The sequence below is a fragment of the Arthrobacter methylotrophus genome (assembly GCF_039539965.1).
Lineage (GTDB): Bacteria > Actinomycetota > Actinomycetes > Actinomycetales > Micrococcaceae > Arthrobacter > Arthrobacter methylotrophus.
Genome location: NZ_BAABED010000001.1, coordinates 235,458 through 251,802, shown reverse-complemented (window position 1 = coordinate 251,802; position 16,345 = coordinate 235,458). Strand labels below are relative to the sequence as shown.

14 protein-coding genes are annotated in these 16,345 nt (G+C 63.6%); 7 read left to right on the top strand and 7 right to left on the bottom strand.

From position 1 onward, the window contains the following. Nucleotides 1-144 precede the first annotated feature (144 nt). Complete coding sequence (locus ABD884_RS01305) at nucleotides 145-2,754, top strand: bifunctional lysylphosphatidylglycerol flippase/synthetase MprF (RefSeq protein WP_345034449.1); 2,610 nt, start codon at nucleotides 145-147, stop codon at nucleotides 2,752-2,754. Here the strand turns inward: ABD884_RS01305 and ABD884_RS01300 are convergent. The 4 genes from ABD884_RS01300 to ABD884_RS01285 all read right to left on the bottom strand — a co-directional run bounded on the left by ABD884_RS01300 (nucleotide 2,734) and on the right by ABD884_RS01285 (nucleotide 6,585). Further along, entirely contained in the window at nucleotides 2,734-4,590 is a 1,857-nt protein-coding gene (locus tag ABD884_RS01300; protein WP_376953703.1) for a glycoside hydrolase family 15 protein, read from the bottom strand. The two genes, ABD884_RS01305 and ABD884_RS01300, sit on opposite strands and share 21 nt — an antisense overlap. A 41-nt stretch (nucleotides 4,591-4,631) precedes the next feature. After that, nucleotides 4,632-5,255 carry an adenylate kinase gene (locus tag ABD884_RS01295; RefSeq protein WP_345034438.1) on the bottom strand — a complete coding sequence of 208 codons (624 nt, stop codon included), beginning with the start codon at nucleotides 5,253-5,255 and terminating at the stop codon, nucleotides 4,632-4,634. 59 nt (nucleotides 5,256-5,314) lie between these two features. Continuing rightward, nucleotides 5,315-6,247, bottom strand: coding sequence for a threonine/serine dehydratase (locus ABD884_RS01290; protein WP_345034431.1), 933 nt, complete (start codon nucleotides 6,245-6,247; stop codon nucleotides 5,315-5,317). 65 nt (nucleotides 6,248-6,312) lie between these two features. After that, complete coding sequence (locus tag ABD884_RS01285) at nucleotides 6,313-6,585, bottom strand: hypothetical protein (protein WP_345034424.1); 273 nt, start codon at nucleotides 6,583-6,585, stop codon at nucleotides 6,313-6,315. 206 nt (nucleotides 6,586-6,791) lie between these two features. Here ABD884_RS01285 and ABD884_RS01280 point away from each other — a divergent pair, with 206 nt between their 5' ends. The 3 genes from ABD884_RS01280 (at nucleotide 6,792) to ABD884_RS01270 (ending at nucleotide 11,448) form a co-directional block, all read left to right on the top strand. Next, nucleotides 6,792-8,966, top strand: coding sequence for a transglycosylase domain-containing protein (locus ABD884_RS01280; RefSeq protein ID WP_345034420.1), 2,175 nt, complete (start codon nucleotides 6,792-6,794; stop codon nucleotides 8,964-8,966). A 130-nt stretch (nucleotides 8,967-9,096) separates the two neighbouring features. Continuing rightward, nucleotides 9,097-10,911, top strand: coding sequence for an alkaline phosphatase family protein (locus ABD884_RS01275; protein WP_345034402.1), 1,815 nt, complete (start codon nucleotides 9,097-9,099; stop codon nucleotides 10,909-10,911). Between the two features lie 195 nt (nucleotides 10,912-11,106). After that, nucleotides 11,107-11,448: a hypothetical protein gene (locus ABD884_RS01270; RefSeq protein WP_345034384.1), complete on the top strand. Its 342-nt coding sequence runs from the start codon at nucleotides 11,107-11,109 to the stop codon at nucleotides 11,446-11,448. 22 nt (nucleotides 11,449-11,470) lie between these two features. Here ABD884_RS01270 and ABD884_RS01265 read toward each other — a convergent pair whose 3' ends face one another. Next, on the bottom strand, nucleotides 11,471-11,770 hold the full coding sequence (locus ABD884_RS01265; protein ID WP_345034381.1) for a ribbon-helix-helix domain-containing protein: 300 nt from the start codon (nucleotides 11,768-11,770) through the stop codon (nucleotides 11,471-11,473). A 392-nt stretch (nucleotides 11,771-12,162) separates the two neighbouring features. Between ABD884_RS01265 and ABD884_RS01260 the strand changes: the two genes are divergently transcribed. Continuing rightward, a complete protein-coding gene (locus ABD884_RS01260; RefSeq protein ID WP_345034378.1) occupies nucleotides 12,163-13,713 on the top strand; it encodes a CYTH and CHAD domain-containing protein in 1,551 nt (516 codons plus the stop codon). 24 nt (nucleotides 13,714-13,737) lie between these two features. On the opposite strand, the gene ABD884_RS01255 is transcribed toward ABD884_RS01260, so the two are convergent. Together ABD884_RS01255 and ABD884_RS01250 are read right to left on the bottom strand one after the other, a co-directional pair. Further along, entirely contained in the window at nucleotides 13,738-14,040 is a 303-nt protein-coding gene (locus ABD884_RS01255; RefSeq protein ID WP_345054348.1) for a DUF4193 domain-containing protein, read from the bottom strand. A gap of 142 nt (nucleotides 14,041-14,182) precedes the next feature. After that, nucleotides 14,183-14,713 carry a MarR family winged helix-turn-helix transcriptional regulator gene (locus ABD884_RS01250; protein WP_345034370.1) on the bottom strand — a complete coding sequence of 177 codons (531 nt, stop codon included), beginning with the start codon at nucleotides 14,711-14,713 and terminating at the stop codon, nucleotides 14,183-14,185. Between the two features lie 79 nt (nucleotides 14,714-14,792). On the opposite strand from ABD884_RS01250, the gene ABD884_RS01245 reads away from it, so the two are divergent. Both ABD884_RS01245 and ABD884_RS01240 read left to right on the top strand, forming a co-directional pair. Further along, complete coding sequence (locus tag ABD884_RS01245) at nucleotides 14,793-15,536, top strand: hypothetical protein (RefSeq protein ID WP_345034359.1); 744 nt, start codon at nucleotides 14,793-14,795, stop codon at nucleotides 15,534-15,536. Further along, nucleotides 15,533-16,336: an SDR family NAD(P)-dependent oxidoreductase gene (locus tag ABD884_RS01240; protein WP_345034355.1), complete on the top strand. Its 804-nt coding sequence runs from the start codon at nucleotides 15,533-15,535 to the stop codon at nucleotides 16,334-16,336. The genes ABD884_RS01245 and ABD884_RS01240 overlap by 4 nt, the downstream gene beginning before the upstream one ends. Nucleotides 16,337-16,345: the final 9 nt, after the last annotated feature.

The window sequence follows — 16,345 nt, the reverse complement described above, 5'->3', positions numbered from 1 at the left end:
ATCGACCGGAGAACCTGCTAAGTCGGAGTCTATTGGATCTGGGCAAGGCTCGTCACAACGAGGGGGGAACTATCCTCGTAGGACGGCCGGTATGGAAGAATTTCATTTCGGATCCCTTCCTTCCAACGCCCAGAAAGGAACCCCGTGCACGCACCGGCGCCCGAGCCGGGAACCCCTCCTGTCCCCGACGTCCGATCGCGACGATCGTGGACCGGAAGACTGCGTTCGGCGCAGCTCACCCTGGGTTTTATCGTCGTCTTTTGGGGTTTGGGTGCCCTCACCTCGAGCCTTGCTGCTGGACCGGACGCCCCATGGCGGCTCAACGTCGAGTTGACGCCCCGTTCGGTAACCGATCACTGGTGGACCGTCATGGCTTCGGCGCTGTGGGCAAAGGACCTGGCGGGCTATGTGCTGGGAACCTTGATGGTGCTGCTGCTCGGGGTGCCCTTGGAACGTCGAATGGGACGGCGGGCATTTGCCCTCGCCGCCGTTTCCAGCCAGGTTCTGGGCGTCGGTGTTTCCCTTGGATTCCTGGCCTTGGCCCAAGGCTTGTTGGGCAGTTGGACCACCGAGATGGGCAGCCATCTCTTTATCGGTCCGAGTGCGTTCATCATCGGCACGGCCATGGCAGGAACAGCGTCCATGGCAACCCTGTGGAGGCGCCGTATCAGGCTGGCCGCCTTCGCACTGTTGGTGCTCCTGGCGCTCTACAGCGGAGGGTTTGCGGATCTCGTGAGGCTCGGGGCCGCAGCGGTAGGCGTGGCCTTAGGTCCACTGCTGATGGGCCGCCGGCCGCGATTCGGGCGCCTGCTCAGTTCCCGGCATGAAGCACGCGTGCTGCTATCGCTGCTCATCGCCGCGTCAGCGATCGGCCCGGTGGTTGCCGGACTTATCCCGCATGCGGTGGGACCGTTGTCGATCCTGCGGTTCCTGTTTACCAACATCCAGCCCGTGGATCCCCAAACGCTCCAGAATCTTTGCTCGGATCCGGCACAAACGAAGGACTGTGCCGTCGCACAACTGCAGTTGCGCGCCGGGGCCGGCGGGCTCTTTATGGCCATACTCCCCTCGTTCCTCCTGCTGTTGCTCGCGGAGGGCCTACGTCGCGGACGGCGTTTCGCTTGGGTGGGAGTCCTGCTGATCCAGGTGGGCCTTTCCGTCCTGGCGGGAATTGCCATTGCCGGAGTCCTGCAACCGACTACTTCGGATACCGGGGCGAGCGAAGGGATCGCCGCAATCGAGGGATCCGCCTCCTCCCAGCCGCTCACCCTCGCCCTGCCATTGCTGCTGCCCGTTGCCCTGACCATCGTTCTTTTGACGACCCGGCGCCTCTTTCACGTCAAGGCGCCGAAAGGGAGCTACCGGCGCCTCCTTTTCCAGGTTCTTGCCATCGCGGCTGCCCTCAGTGTGGTGTACGTCGGTTCAGCTCTCGTCTTGGCCCGGGACTTCTCTCCTGTGCCAGGATGGCCGGACCTCCTCGCGGATGTCCCTGACCGTTTCCTGCCACTGGGCTTCGTACTGGACGTGCCCCCGGCTTTCTTCCCCATTGGCACGGCCGCCGTCCTCGTGTACGAGGGCGTCGGAGTTGTCTTTTGGGCCGTTGCAGGTTTCCTGATATTCCGGACATTCCTCCGCCATGCGCATACCCGGCCCGATGCCAGCACGGAGCGCGCCCGGAAGGTCATCAGGACCGGGGAAGGCAGCTCGCTATCCTGGATGACCACGTGGCCAGGAAACATGTACTGGTTCTCCGCTTCAGGAAAGTCCTTTGTCGCGTATCGGGTCAGCACGGGGATTGCGCTCACGCTCGGCGCCCCGGTGGGACCCAAATCCGAGATGAATGCCACCTTCGCGGAATTTGCCCGCTATTGCAGGGGCAACGGGTGGACACCGTGTTTCTATTCCGTACCCCAGGGTTTGCGCGACCACGCGGACTCCTCCGGCTGGAGTTCGGCACAAGTGGCCCAAGAGACGGTCCTGCCACTGCACTCGGTTTCCTTCAAGGGAAAGAAGTTCCAGGACATCCGTACAGCCCTGAACAATGCTGCGAAGGCAGGCATCCGCTACGAATGGACGAGTTACGCCTCGGCTCCGTTCTCCGTCCAGGTCCAGATCGAGGAAATCTCCGAAGAATGGGTGGCCGACAAGAACATGCCGGAGATGGGGTTTACCCTCGGCAGCCTGGACGAGCTCGACGATCCCGAGGTCCGCTGCTTGCTCGCCATTGACCAGCGCCATACCGTCCACGCTGTCACGTCGTGGTTGCCCGTGTACCGCAACGGGCACATCGTCGGCTGGACCCTCGATTTCATGCGGCGCCGCAGCAATGGCTTCCGCGCCAGCATCGAATTCCTCATCGCTTCCGCAGCTCTCAGCCTCAAGGACGAAGGATGCGAATTCCTGAGCCTTTCCGGAGCACCCCTGGCGCGGGCCGAGGAGGATCCTTCCGAAAACCCCAGGCCAAGACCACGATCCCGGCCTCCCGGCAACCTCGACCGCTTGCTCGACTGGTTGGGGGCGACCTTGGAGCCGGTGTACGGGTTCAGGTCCCTCCTGGCCTTCAAAGCAAAATTCCGGCCCCGGTACGAGCCCCTCTACATGCTTTACCCGGATGCCGCTTCCTTACCCGCCGTCGGAACTGCGGTGGCAAGGGCGTACCTCCCAATGCTCAACCTCGGGGCCGGGCTGGCGTTGCTGGGCCGGATCTTCCGCTGGCCCCAACGCTCCCGGACGTCAGTTCGACGCCGGGCCTGAGGTCGCAGACGACGCCGGCCTCGTTGCCGCCCTCGCTTCCGTCGATGCTGCCGTTGAGTCCGACGGCGGTACCCCGCCAATCGGGGCGTTGCTGTGATGGACTTTGCCGTGGTGCAGCTGCAAGGCACTCAGAACCAGGCCGAAGTGGCTGAAGGCCTGGGGCATGTTGCCCAGTTGCCGTCCGGCATTTGCATCCCATTCTTCGCTCAGCAGCCCCACATCATTGCTCAAGCCGAGGAGCCTCTCGAAAAGCGCCGTCGCCTCCGCATGGCGCCCTGCGCCTAGAAGCGCGTCCACCATCCAGAAGGAACACGCAAGGAAGACGCCCTCGCGGCCCGGCAGTCCGTCGTCGCTGTCTGCCGGACGGTAGCGCAGCACGAAGCCGTCCTCAGTCAGCTCGCGCTGGATGGCATCAATGGTCCCGATAACGCGTGGATCATCGTGCGGCAGGAAGCCCACCTTGGGAATCAGGAGAAGACTCGCATCCAGCTCCTTGCTCCCGTAGGACTGGACGAAAGTGTTGCGTTCGGTGTCGAATCCCTTGGTCATGACTTGGTTGTGGATGGTGTCCCGCAAAGCCTCCCAGCGATCCAACGGTCCGGGCATCCCCGATTCACGGATGCCACGGACCATGCGGTCGGCCGCGACCCATGCCATCACCTTGGAGTGCACGAAGTGGCGCCGCGGGCCCCGCACTTCCCAGAGCCCGTTGTCGGGCTGGTTCCAGATGCGCTCAAGGTGGCGCATCAAAGCAGTCTGGACATCCCAGGAATCATCGCCGATGGTCAACAGCGATGCGCGGGTCAGGGACAGGCAGTCCAGGACCTCTCCCCAGACGTCCAGCTGGAGCTGCTCGGCTGCCGCATTCCCGGTTCGTACCGGCGTAGAACCCTGGTATCCCGAAAGCCACGCCAACTCCGCCTCCGGCAATCTCCGGTGGCCATGCAGGCTGTACATGATCTGGAGGTCGGCCGGGTCGCCTGCCACAGCGCGCAGGAGCCAATGGCGCCATGCGGCGGCCTCCTCGGTATAGCCAGCGGCCAGGAAGGCTTGCAGAGTCAACGTGGCATCACGCAGCCAGCAATAGCGGTAGTCCCAGTTCCGCGGCCCACCGATCTGCTCGGGGAGCGAAGAGGTGGCAGCGGCAACGATGCCCCCGGTGGGCGCATAGGTGAGAGCCTTCAGCGTGATCAACGAACGCTGGACCGCTTTCCGGTAAGGCCCCCGGACCGTGCAACGCTTGGACCATTCCGTCCAGAACGCCGCTGTGTCATCCAAAGCGATATCTGCCTCGACCGTGCGGGGACGCCGTTCGTGGCTGGGCGCCCAGGTCATGACGAAGGGGATATGGTCACCGGCATTCACCGTGAATTCGCTGACCGTGGTGAAGTTCTTTCCTATCAACGGCGCCGGGGTCTTGAGATAGACGGAATCCGGGCCGGCCACCGCGTGGAGGCCGTGCCTGTCGCGACGCACCCACGGGACCACGTGCCCGTAGTCGAACCGCAGGATCAGCTCGCCCCGCATTTTGACCGTCCCGCGGATCCCTTCAACTATCCGGACGACGTCCGCGACGTCATCGCGCGGCGGCATGAAGTCGGTGACCCGTACGTGCCCTTCCTCGGTCTCCCACTCGGTTTCGAGGATGAGCGTCCCGTCCCGGTACTGACGGCGCGTGCAGGTGCCCCCGGATTCAGGGGCAAGGAGCCAACGGCCGGCTTTGGGTGAATCCAGGAGCGCGGCGAAGCACGCGGGCGAATCGAATCGCGGAAGGCACAGCCAGTCAATGGAGCCTGCCGTGCTGACCAGGGCCGCGGTATGCAGGTCCCCGATCATTGCGTAGTCTTCGATTCTTTGGCCGGTAGACGGTTGACCGTTCACAGTCCCTTCCCTAGAGCTGATTCAATGGCGCCTATGGCTTTGGCGGTGATTTCTTCACGATGGCCGGAACCATCCACGGCGAGCACGATTCCACGCTCAAGGTACCGCTCGACGACGGCCCGCGTCTGGTCGCGATAGAGCTCCAGACGGCGGCGGATCACCGGCGCCGTGTCGTCGCTGCGCCCCTGTTCCTTCGCCCTGCGGAGCATGCGAGCCACGAGTTCGTCGTCGTCGACTGTCAGTTCGACCACCGCGTCAAGCCGATGCCGAGTGCTGGACAGGAAGCCGTCGAGTGCCTCGATTTGCGCCGTCGTGCGGGGGTAGCCGTCCAAGAGGAACCCTGTCTGCACATCGGTGTCGCCGAGCCTTTGCCGGACCATGGCATTGGTGACGTGATCCGGAACGAACTCACCGCTGTGCATGTACTTGCTGGCTTCGGCGCCGAGTTCTGTCCTGCCCAGGACATGCGCGCGGAAAATGTCCCCGGTAGAGACGGCGGGGACACCGAAATGCCTCGCGATGTATTCAGCTTGGGTGCCCTTGCCCGAGCCAGGAGGGCCCATGATGATTAATCGCAATGTCACTGTCCGTTCGTGAAGCGGTTCTTCTTGCCCCGGCATGTGGGCTAGAGCTTAGCAACTCCGGAGCGCTCGCGGCAGGGTTGCCTTGTCTGGCCGCTCTAGACCGTGGCGGGGTCGGTGTTGGCTCCGCAGAGGATCACGGCCACGCGTTCCCCTTCCGCGGGAACGTATGCTCCGGCGTTCAGGGCCGCGAACGCGGTGGCTGCGCCGTGCTCTACGACGATTCTGTACTGCTCCCAAAGGAGGGAGCGCGCGGCGGCGATGTCGTCGTCGGACACCAGGACCGTCCGGACGCCCGTGCGGACTGCCACTTCGAAGCCGATCCGGCCGATTTGCCGGGCTCCAAGGGAGTCCGCGGCGATCCCGGACACGGCCACGTCAACGGGTGTACCTGCGGCGAGTGCCGAATGAAGGGTGGGTGCGTTGTTCGGCTCGACGCCAATCACCCGGGCGTGACCTTCGACGGCGGCCGCGATTCCCGCCATGAGTCCGCCGCCGCCAACAGCCACCACCACGGTGTCGACTTCGCCCAGCTGTTCGAGAAGTTCCGAGCCGACAGTGCCCGCGCCGGCGGCAATTTCGGGCTGATCGTAGGCGTGACAATAGACGGCGCCGGATTCCGCAGCATAGGCCAGCGCGGCGTCGAACGCTTCGGCATACTCGGTTCCGCGCAGGACCACGGTGGCACCGCTGGCCTTGAGTTTGTTGACCTTCACGGCAGGTGCCGTTTCGGGGACGAAAACGGTTGCGGGGACGCCGAGTTGCGCTGCCGCATAGGCGTTCGCCAGCCCGGCGTTGCCACCTGACGCGACGACGATTCCCACGTCGTCCTTCAGCTCGCCGCGCTCCCGGCTCGCCAGGACGCGGTTGAAGGCACCCCTCGCTTTGAAAGTGCCCGTGTGCTGCATGAATTCGCACTTGAACCACAATTTGCCGGGCACCGTTCCCGCATCCGCCTCGAATACCGGAGTGCGGCGGATCTTCCCGGCAATCCGGGCAGCTGCCTCATCGACGTCGACGCGTGTGATCATGGAAAGTTCCTCGTTCGGTGCGGGAATCATGGCAGGGCTAAGCCCTAGGCTATCGCCTACCGCAATCAGGAGGACTCGACGTCGGCCGTTCCGAGTTGCTGGCGGCGCGCCTGGCGGTTCCGCCACCAACGGCGGACCAGGTCCACTGCGGCCCAGATTCCGGCGAGCGGAGAAAGCACAACCACTCCGTAGATAAAGATCATCCACGTCAGGATGGCCAGGGGCGGCTGCCCTCCGCTCAACCAGGACAAGCCGCCGAGCAAGCCGATCGTCCAAAACAGAAGCACGCCCACGAACACCGCTCCCGCCGGAAAATATTCGCTTCGCACAACAGCCATGAGTGTCTCCACCGGCTGCCCACCTGCCTTCCTTCGTCACACCCGAATATCTTCAGTATGCATCCGGACAAACAAGGAGTGCTGTCAGCGCGCGGGCGAAGTGACGAACATAACTGCGCAGGGCGTGTCGCCACGATTTTCGGGGCCTGTTTGACGCGTGGAAGAGCGGCGTACTCTGGATACACGGACGGTTGATAGCTGGAAAAATGGCGTCGAAAAACAGTCGAAAACGGGGTTTGAGCGCGGCCCTGTGGAGGGTCTTCGGATTCTTCGTGGTGAGCGCTTTTTGCGGCGTTCTGGCCGCCGGGCTTGTGGTCCCCGGTGTTGCGTCTGCAGGGATGGCCATCAGCGGTTCCATCCAGTACTTTGACAACCTTCCTGGTGACCTCGTCGTCAATGCGCCGTCACAGTCCACCAGAGTTCTTGGTTCCGACGGAAAGACCATCGCAACCTTCTATGCGGAGAACCGCGTGAGGGTCAGCCTCGACCAGATGTCCCCCTACATCAAGGAAGCGATCGTCGCCGTCGAGGACAGCCGCTTTTACATTCACGGCGGCATCGACCCCCAGGGGATTCTCCGGGCACTGGCTTCCAACGTCACTAAGGGCACCAAAGAAGGCGCGTCGACCCTGACCCAGCAATATGTCACCAACGTACTCAACGAGTCCCGTTTGGCGGCAGGGCAGACCGGAGCCGTGGTCCTGAGCGGACAGAAGACCCTCGGTGACAAGATCCGCGAAATGAAGCTCGCCGTCGAACTCGAGAAGAAATTCACGAAGGACCAGATCCTCGAGGGCTACCTGAACATCGTCTTCTTCAACAGGGATGCGTACGGGATCGAAGCCGCAGCACAGCATTTCTTTAGCGTCTCTGCCAAGGACCTCAGCCTTCCGCAGGCCGCCCTGCTCGCCGGGCTGGTCAACAGCCCCAGTTTCTACGATCCGTCCATCCATCCGGACAACTCCATCAAACGGCGCAATCTTGTGCTGGCCGATATGCTCGCCCAACACAAGATCCAGCAAGCAGAGTACGCGGCTGCCGTCGCCACGCCCGTCAAGCTCAACATCACCCCGGGAGGGCAAGGCTGCGCCGCCGCGGAGACGGCAGTGTACTTCTGCGACTACATTTCCCATCTCATCCTTAACGACCCGGCCTACGGTGCCAGCGTCACAGACCGGGAACAGCTTCTGTTCCGGGGTGGCTTGACCATCACCACGACGCTCGACAGCCGCTTGCAGGTAGTCGCACAACAGCAGGTCGATGCTACGGCAGGGGCCAACCCGGACAAGTGGGGCGCTTCCTTGGTCACGGTGCAGCCGGGCACGGGCAAGATCCTGGCCATGGCACAAAACACGGTATTTCTGCCCGAGCCCGGCAAATTCGATACGCAGCTGAATTTCAATGTCGATTCCAAGGACGCCAACGGCAATGACCTCAACGGAGCCGGAGGGTTCCAGCCAGGTTCGGCCATGAAGCCGTTCACTTTCACGGAGTGGCTCAACGAGGGCAAGTCAATGACCACCGTGGTGGACGCGTCAAGGAGGGTCTATCCCCTCGGATTCCCCTGGAGAGACAGCTGTGGAAAAGTCCTGGGCGGATACAGCACGGCCCAGGAAATCGCCGGCCTTGGCACAGCTGACGATCTCCGCAACAACGACGAGGGCTACTACCGTCCCATGCCCGTCAACTACGGGCTCTACAACTCCATCAACACGGCAACCTTTGCCGAGGCAAGCCAACTGGACTTCTGCGGCATCCAGAAAGTAGTCGATGCAGTGGGCCTCCATAGTGGAGTGGACAACGCCCCCGTGAACATGCACCAGCTAGGCAACCTCCTTGGCGGCACCGAAGTATCGCCGCTGGTGATGGCTAGTGCCTTTGCGACTTTCGCCAACGACGGGACGTACTGCGCGCCGATCGCCATTGTGAGCGTGACGGACCCGGCCGGGAGCAAGTTGCCCGCCCAAGCCGCTTCCTGCCGCCCGGCCATCAAGCCGGAGGTAGCCCGGGGGGTCAACTCCGTGCTTCAGGACGTCCTGAAACGGGGATCCGGCATCTACATTCAACCCAAGGTCCAGGACTTGTTCCCCACCGCGGCAAAGACGGGAACGAACAATAGCAATGGCTCAACCTGGGTGGTCGGATACACCACGGGCCTCGCCACCGCGTCTTTCTTTGGCGACACCATGGCCGGGCAAAGCCGAGCCGGACAAAACGTGACCATCAACGGCAAGTTCTACACCGCCGTCGACGGTTACATGCTGGCCGGGCCTCAGTGGGCGAACTACATGACGCAGGTGGGCCGCCTGTACCCGGCCGCAGCGTTCCCGGCGCCGCCCGCGTCCATGACGGGAACGCCGACGGCGAGTCCGTCCCCCTGAGCCTTGAAGACCCCGATCGTGGAGCGCCAGTGAGCCCGTACCTCGGGCCGCCTCAGGGGTACGCGTTTCTTCTGTGAGTTTCGGAAGAGTTTGGCAACTCCTGATTGAACCTGTCGTGAACGTTTCAGGGATGAAGCCAATTCGGCGTTACGAGGTCCCTCCCGGACACAAGAATCGTCCGGGGACGCATTTTCCGATCGATAAGAACGCAAGAGCGAAGGGCCTTATTTTGAAGAAGACAGCCAAGAAGAACGGGCTTGCCACAGCAGCGGTCCTGGGGGCCGTGCTCATGGCCGGATCCGCGGTAGCGCCAGCGATGGCCGACGACGCTTCACGCGGCGGCCAGAATGTCCAGGGCCAGCAGGGACCGGACAGTAGCAAGGACCAGGGCGGTCAGGGTGAAACCTCCAAGCATGTCCTGCTGCTTTCTGTGGACGGCCTCCACCAGAAGGACCTGGACTTGTACGTGAAGAACCACCCCACGTCAGCGCTGGCGTCGCTGGTCAACCATGGCACCAGCTACACGCACGCCCAGACTCCCGTGCCTTCGGATTCCTTCCCCGGTCTGGTCGGCCAGCTGACCGGCGGCAATCCCGGCACCACCGGCGTCTACTATGACGACACGTTCAACAGGGCACTCCTGCCCGCGGGCACCACCGACTGCAAGAACACTGCGCCGGGTGCCGAAGTGGCATTCACCGAAGCGGCAGACAAGAACCAGAACGCCCTCGACGCCGGCCAAGGCCTGCCCGGGCTTCCGGGCAGCATCCTGAACATGACGGGGCAGCCCGGCGCGCTCCTTGACCCGGCTGCCCTCCCGGTTGACCCGGCAAGCTGCAAGCCGGTCTACCCGCACCAGTATTTGAAGGTAAACACGGTCTTCGAAGTGGCCAAGAGCGCTGGCCTGAGCACTGCGTGGTCGGACAAGCACCCGGCCTATGAAATCCTGAACGGTCCCTCCGGCAAAGGCGTGGATGACCTGTTCACCCCGGAGATCAACAGCAAGGCCGCCGCTCCCTTCACTGGCGACTGGACGCAAGACAACGCCGCGACACAGCAGTACGACGGCTACAAGGTCCAGGCCGTACTCAACGAGATCGGCGGCAAGGACCATTCCGGCACCAAGACCGCCGCGGTACCGGGCATCTTCGGGATGAACTTCCAGTCCGTTTCGACGGCGCAGAAGCTCCCGACGTCGGACGGCCTCACCGGCGGCTACCTTCAGGGCGGCGCCGTTCCCGGACCGCTCCTGAGCAAAGCCTTGGACTTCGTCAATTCTTCGGTGGGCAAGTTCGAGTCCGCATTGGCCGCTTCGGGCCAGGCCAAGGACACCACCGTGATCCTCTCGGCCAAGCACGGACAGTCACCGATGGACTCCTCGACGCTGACCAGGGTGCCTGACAGCGCAATCATCGACGGCCTCAACGCCGCGTGGAAGTCGGCCCACCCCGGCTCCGCCGACCTGGTGGCGTTCTCCACTGACGACGACATCATGCAGCTGTGGCTCTCGGACCACTCGCAGGCAGCAGCACAGTTCGCCAAGGACTACTTGGCAGCGCACTCTGCCGCCGGCAATGACATCAACAGCGCCGCCAAAACTGTGCCGGCCTCGGGGCTGAGCAAGGTCTATGCCGGCAACGAAGTTGCCCGCTACTTCGGTACCCAAACCAGCGATGCCCGTTACCCGGACATCCTGGGCATCGCCCAGACCGGCGTTGTCTACACCGGCGGCAAGTCGAAAATCGCCGAACACGGAGGTGCCAACGCCGACGACCGCGACGTGCCTCTGGTGATCTCCGGCGCCAACGACCACCATGCCCGCACTGTGGATAGCACGGTGGAGACCACCCAGATTGCCCCGACCATCCTGAAGACTCTTGGCCTGGACCCGAACAAGTTGCAGGCCGTGCAGATCGAAGGAACCAAGGCCCTCCCCCAGCGCTGATCGAGCGCTGATCCGGCGCTGGTCGAACCGCGCGTTAGACACTGGAGGGGTTTCACAGCCAGGCGGCTGAGGGACCCCTCCAGTGGCACAACCGGACCCACGCTGCAGGCAATAGACCGTTCCGACGGCGAAACCTGCATTGGGTGCCGCTCGGCGTCTGCTTACAATCAGACGTCAGCAACTACTGAGGGAACCATGAAGAAAATCACCACTACCCTACTCGCGGCCGGGCTCCTCCTCTCCGCTTCAGCCTGCTCCGCACCGCAGCAGCTGAGCACCGCGGACACCTGCAGCCGGGTCAAGACCGTCATCTCGAACCCCACGAACAGCACAGACAAGACTGGAATGATCAAGTTCGCCAACCAGATCCGCCCCATCGAGGCTGTCTCCTCAGACGAGCTGAAGCCGACGTTGAAGGCAATCGTGGACTATCTGGACGAGTCGGTGAAGGACAACCCGGATTCCGCGAAGCTCGATTCGCTGAAGACTGGTTACCAGAACGCCGGCACCGCTTACAGCAAGTACTGCGGCAGCTAAAAGCGGCTTGGTCCGGCACTCGTTACAGCGCGGTGTGCTTCCCAAACGGGTGATGGCCCGTGGCCGGCTGTCCGTGGCTCCCCAGCCATTCAGACAAGGCCTCCCGCAAGATCTCGCTGGGCGTGAGGCTGAGTGTTTGGGAAGCCGACTCCAGGGCGCGGTCCAGTTCCTCGGGGATCTGGAAGTCCAGGGGCGAGGGACGGCTGCTTTCCCGGGCGTCGGAAGGCAAGCCATCACCGCGCAAGAGCTTGCCGACGGCTGGCTTCATATCGTTTTCGGTCCACGCCGAAAGGCGCTCGAAATGACTAACATCTCGTGTCATGATTTTCCCTCCCAACAATCAAGCATCCTCCGTTGTCGGGTTACAGTCACCATCTACGAGTAATTACTCGCTAACTATCGCTTCAGCGTACGAGTCCGCGTTGATTTCGCCGCGGGACAAGTTGATTTCGCCACGGGACAAGTGGTCAAAGCGATGTCGACCGGGCCCGTTCGTGGACTTTGGGGGAGTCGATGAACGGACCCGGCGCTCACGTTTTAGGTGAGACCGTGACGGACATCGCTCAGCGCAGGGCTGGTGCCGTCAGAGCGATCTTAGGGCCTGGACTGACTCCGGTCTAGGGAATCAGCTGCCGCGAGCTTGGAAAGTCCACCAGCGCCAGGACCGCCGGAGAAGTGCTGCGAGCCTTTCCCGGGAGGCGGACGCGTGGGACGATGCCTATACATGCCTGTATCAGCGACGCGAAAGGCGAGGACGCCATGTCCACCCTGGAATCCGTGGAAACCGAACGCAAGTATGACGCTGACCTGGAGACGCCCCTCCCCGCGCTCGGGGATATCACCGGCGTGGAACAGATAGCTAACCCTGTCGACCATCACCTTGAAGCCGTCTATTTCGACACAGCAGACCTCGCCCTGGCTCGGCATCGCATCACGTTGCGGCGCCGTACTGGAGGCACCGATGCCGGCTGGCATCTGAAACTGCCGGCTGAGCAGGACAGTCGCATCGAGATCCACGCACCGCTGGGACAGCCCGAGACCGTCCCCGAGGAGTTGGCCGAGAGACTCCTGGTGTTCACCCGCGGCAACGAACTAAGGCCCACGGCCCGGATCCACACCCGCCGGACTCTGCTTCGACTGCATGGAAGCGACGACCTCACACTGGCCGATTTCGCCGATGACCACGTGACAGCCGAGACGTTGCACCCGGTGCAAGTGGAGAGGCAATGGCGGGAATGGGAAATCGAACTGGTCCATGGCGATCAAGATCTCCTGGAGAGTGCGGAGCACGTCGTTTCGCTGGCAGGCGCGACCCGGTCCGCGCATGCCTCGAAACTGGCCCGTGCGTTCGGGACAGCCTGGCCGCTCCCCATGCCTGCACCGCCTAAAGCACGCCCGAAAGGTTCTGCCGGAGACGCGATAGTGGCATACATGGCCGCACAAATCGCTGAAGTCACCACACTGGATTCCGGAGTTCGGCAAGGTGCGGACGACGCCGTTCACCGCATGCGCTCGGCCCTCCGCCGGCTCCGCTCGGCCCTGTCCGCCTACGGCAAGTTGTTCGACGCCGACGCCCGGAGCCGCCTCAAGACTGAACTGAAATGGCTGACTAAGGTCCTGGGCAAGGCCCGGGACGCCGAGGTGCTGCGCGACCGGATCGGGGAATTGCTAAATACCCAACCCGATGGACTCCTGTCTGGTCCGGCTGCCGCCAAGCTCACGGACGAACTCGAAGACGCCTTCAACTCCGGTTACCGCCAGATGCTCCGATCCTTGGGAACGAAACGCTATTTCCAGCTCTTGGATGCGCTTGAGGCGTTCCGCGACGAGCCTCCTGTAACTCCGCGTGCAGGAAAGAAGGCCCGTCCCGTCACAGCCAAGCTGGCAGCAAAAGCCATCAAGCGGGTGCACCGATCCCAGAAGGAAGCAGCACGGCAGGCCGGCGCACAACGTGACAAGGCATTGCACCAGGTCCGCAAAGACGCAAAAAGGCTACGGCATGCGGCCGAGGCGCTGCGGGACGTCCACGGAAAGCCCGCTGCGCGCTTGGCCCGTGATGCGCAAAAGATCCAGAAAATCCTGGGTGAGCACCAGGACAGCGTCATCGCGCAGTCGGTGCTGCTTCGCCTCATACATGACACCGGAGGATCCACCGAGAACAATTCAGCCTTTGGCCGCGTGCTCGCTGCTGAAGAGCAGCGAGCAACTGATTCCGAGCGCCGCTATGAAAAGCTCGCTAAGAAGAAGCGCTTGACTAGCCTGTGACGGAAAGGACTACGCCTCGCAGCCTCAGCCTTCGCACTCTACGCAGTAGGCGTGGCCATTCTTTTCTCGGGCAATCTGGGAGCGGTGGCGAACGAGGAAGCACGAGAAGCACGTGAACTCGTCCTCCTTCTGCGGGACGACCGCAATGACCAGTTCCTCGGCCACGAATTCGCCGCCGGGCACCTCGTTGCCTTCAAACGCATCGGCCTCGTCCAGTTCCCGTACAACGCTGCGGGCGTCCGGTGCATTGGCGGACTGCAGGGCCTGAAGTGACGTGCTTTGGGATTCCGCGACGTCGGAGCGGAGTTCGTCGTAATCGGTTGCCACTTGGGGTTTATCTCTTCTCTTGTGTATTGACTGGCGAATGTGCAACATACACCATCCTGCTGCTATTCCCCACAATGCGGCGTCAAGTGTGGCGCCTTTCACATGTCCATGTCCGGCGCCGGCACCCGGTCCGGGCGTCCGATCAAGTCCTTCGTCCGCCGTCGGGCCGGCCGGCGAGACCACCGTCGCGGGCCTCGGGTCCGGCGTCGCTTCCGGTGCCGCCGTGCAGGTCCTTGTCCAGGCCGTGCCCGTTGGCGAGCTGTGCCAGCAGCTCGTCCAGTTGCGCGATCTGCGCGCCTGTCAGCGGGGCCAGGAGCTCCGCTTCGTGCTGTTCGGCAATCTCCCGAAGTTCCCGCAGTGCGCCCTTGCCCGCGTCGGTGAGGTGGAGTTCATAGTTCCGCCGGTCGGTGTTGCTGCGCACCCGCTCCACGAGGCCGCGTTCCTCGAGTGAGTCGATGAGTGAAACCACCCGGCTGGGGACGGCGCCCAGCCTGTCTGCGAGGGAGCGTTGGCTCAAGCCGGGGGCACGCCCGAGCAGGCGGATGACGCCGGCGTCGCCGGGCGTGAGGCCGATGCCCCGCGTGCGATCGGCAAAACGGGAGGACGCCACGGCCCCCAACTGCGACAAGAGAAAAGCGGTCCGTTTCGGCCGGCCCGGTGTGGCTAAGTCCATGCATCCAGAATACATGCTTGACAGAACAATTCCATAGGTGAACTATTTGAGTAGTGATGCAATTACGAAAGGTTCAGCCATGAGCAGTCGTTCGATTCCCGGTGACGCCAGCCGGGCCAGGCAAGGCGGCCCGCACCCCGGCATCCTTGCCCTCGTCAGCCTGGGCATTTTCCTGGCCAGCCTCATCACGTCCGCAATCCTGAGCGGCGGCCAAACGTTCGTTTCGCCCTTCGCCCCGGCGGGGCAAGTGGCCGCCTTCTTCCAGCAAAACGTTGCCGCGATGCGGGTCGGCGGCATGCTCCAATTCGGCTCCGCAGTGCCGCTGGGGATCTATGCCGCCACCGTCTACGCCCGGCAGCTTCGGCTGGGCGTGCGCGTTCCCGGGCCGGCCATCGGCTTTTTCGGAGGCGTCACTGCGGCCATCTTCCTCATGTTCTCGGGTTCCGTGACGTGGCTCTTGAGCCGGCCCGAAATCACCACGGATGCGACGCTCACCCACGCCCTCGCGTTCCTTGCGTTCATCACCGGAGGGGTCGGCTTCGTCGTCGGAATCGGCTTGATGGTGGCGGGCATCGCAGTGCCGGCCCTGATCCTGCGGTTCGTGCCCCGCTGGTTGGCCTGGGCGGGCCTTGCCCTTGCCGCCCTCTCCGAACTGAGCTTCCTGTCCATGGCGATCGAGCCGCTGCAATTCCTGCTTCCCATCGGGCGCTTCGGCGGCCTCCTCTGGCTAGTTGCCGTAGGGTTCCTGCTGCCGCACACCCGGGCGGCCGCGAACCGGGAGCCGCGATCGCGCGCGCCCCACCCCACCCGGGCAACGCCATGACGACGGCGGATCCCCTCCGGCCGCTGTCCGGCAAAGTCGCGCTCGTCACCGGAGCCAGCCGCGGGATCGGTGCGGAGATCGCCATGGCGCTTGCCGGCGCCGGGGCACAAGTTGTCCTTGCCGCCCGGGACGGCGCGCGCTTGTCCGAGAAGGTCGCCGCGATCGCTTCGGCGGGCGGCAGTGCCGTGGCGATGACCGCGGACGTGGGGAATGAGGACTCCGTGAAAGCCCTGCTCTCCCGGATCCGGGACCGTTTCAGCCGGCTCGATGTGGCGGTCAACAACGCCGCGGGCGGCGGGCGGATCCCGGCGCCGCTGGCCGAGTGGGCGAGCGAGGAATTCGACAGTGCCGTCTCAGTAAACCTTCGCGGAGTGTTCCTCTGCCTGAAATACGAAATTGAGCTCATGCTGGCCGGCGGAAACGGCGGGGCAATCGTGAACATGTCCTCCACGGCCGGCGAACAAGGCGTCGCCGGGATGAGCGGCTACGTGGCGAGCAAATTCGGTGTCGGGGGCCTCACCCGGGTTGCCGCGCTCGATTATGCCTCCGAAGGCATCCGGGTCAACGCGATCGCTCCCGGACCCATCCTCACCGAACGGCTTGCAGGCGCGGGCCAAGCCGCCCGGGAGCGCGTCGCTGCGGCTGTTCCGCTGGGCCGGATCGGCACAACCGCCGATATCGCCGCCGCGGCCCTCTGGCTCTGTTCAGAGCAATCGTCTTTCGTCACTGGAACCGTTGTGGCCGTCGACGGCGGCCGGCTGGCCGGAACGCCCGCATTCACCACCCAAGCGAATCGCTGACGGCCTGGC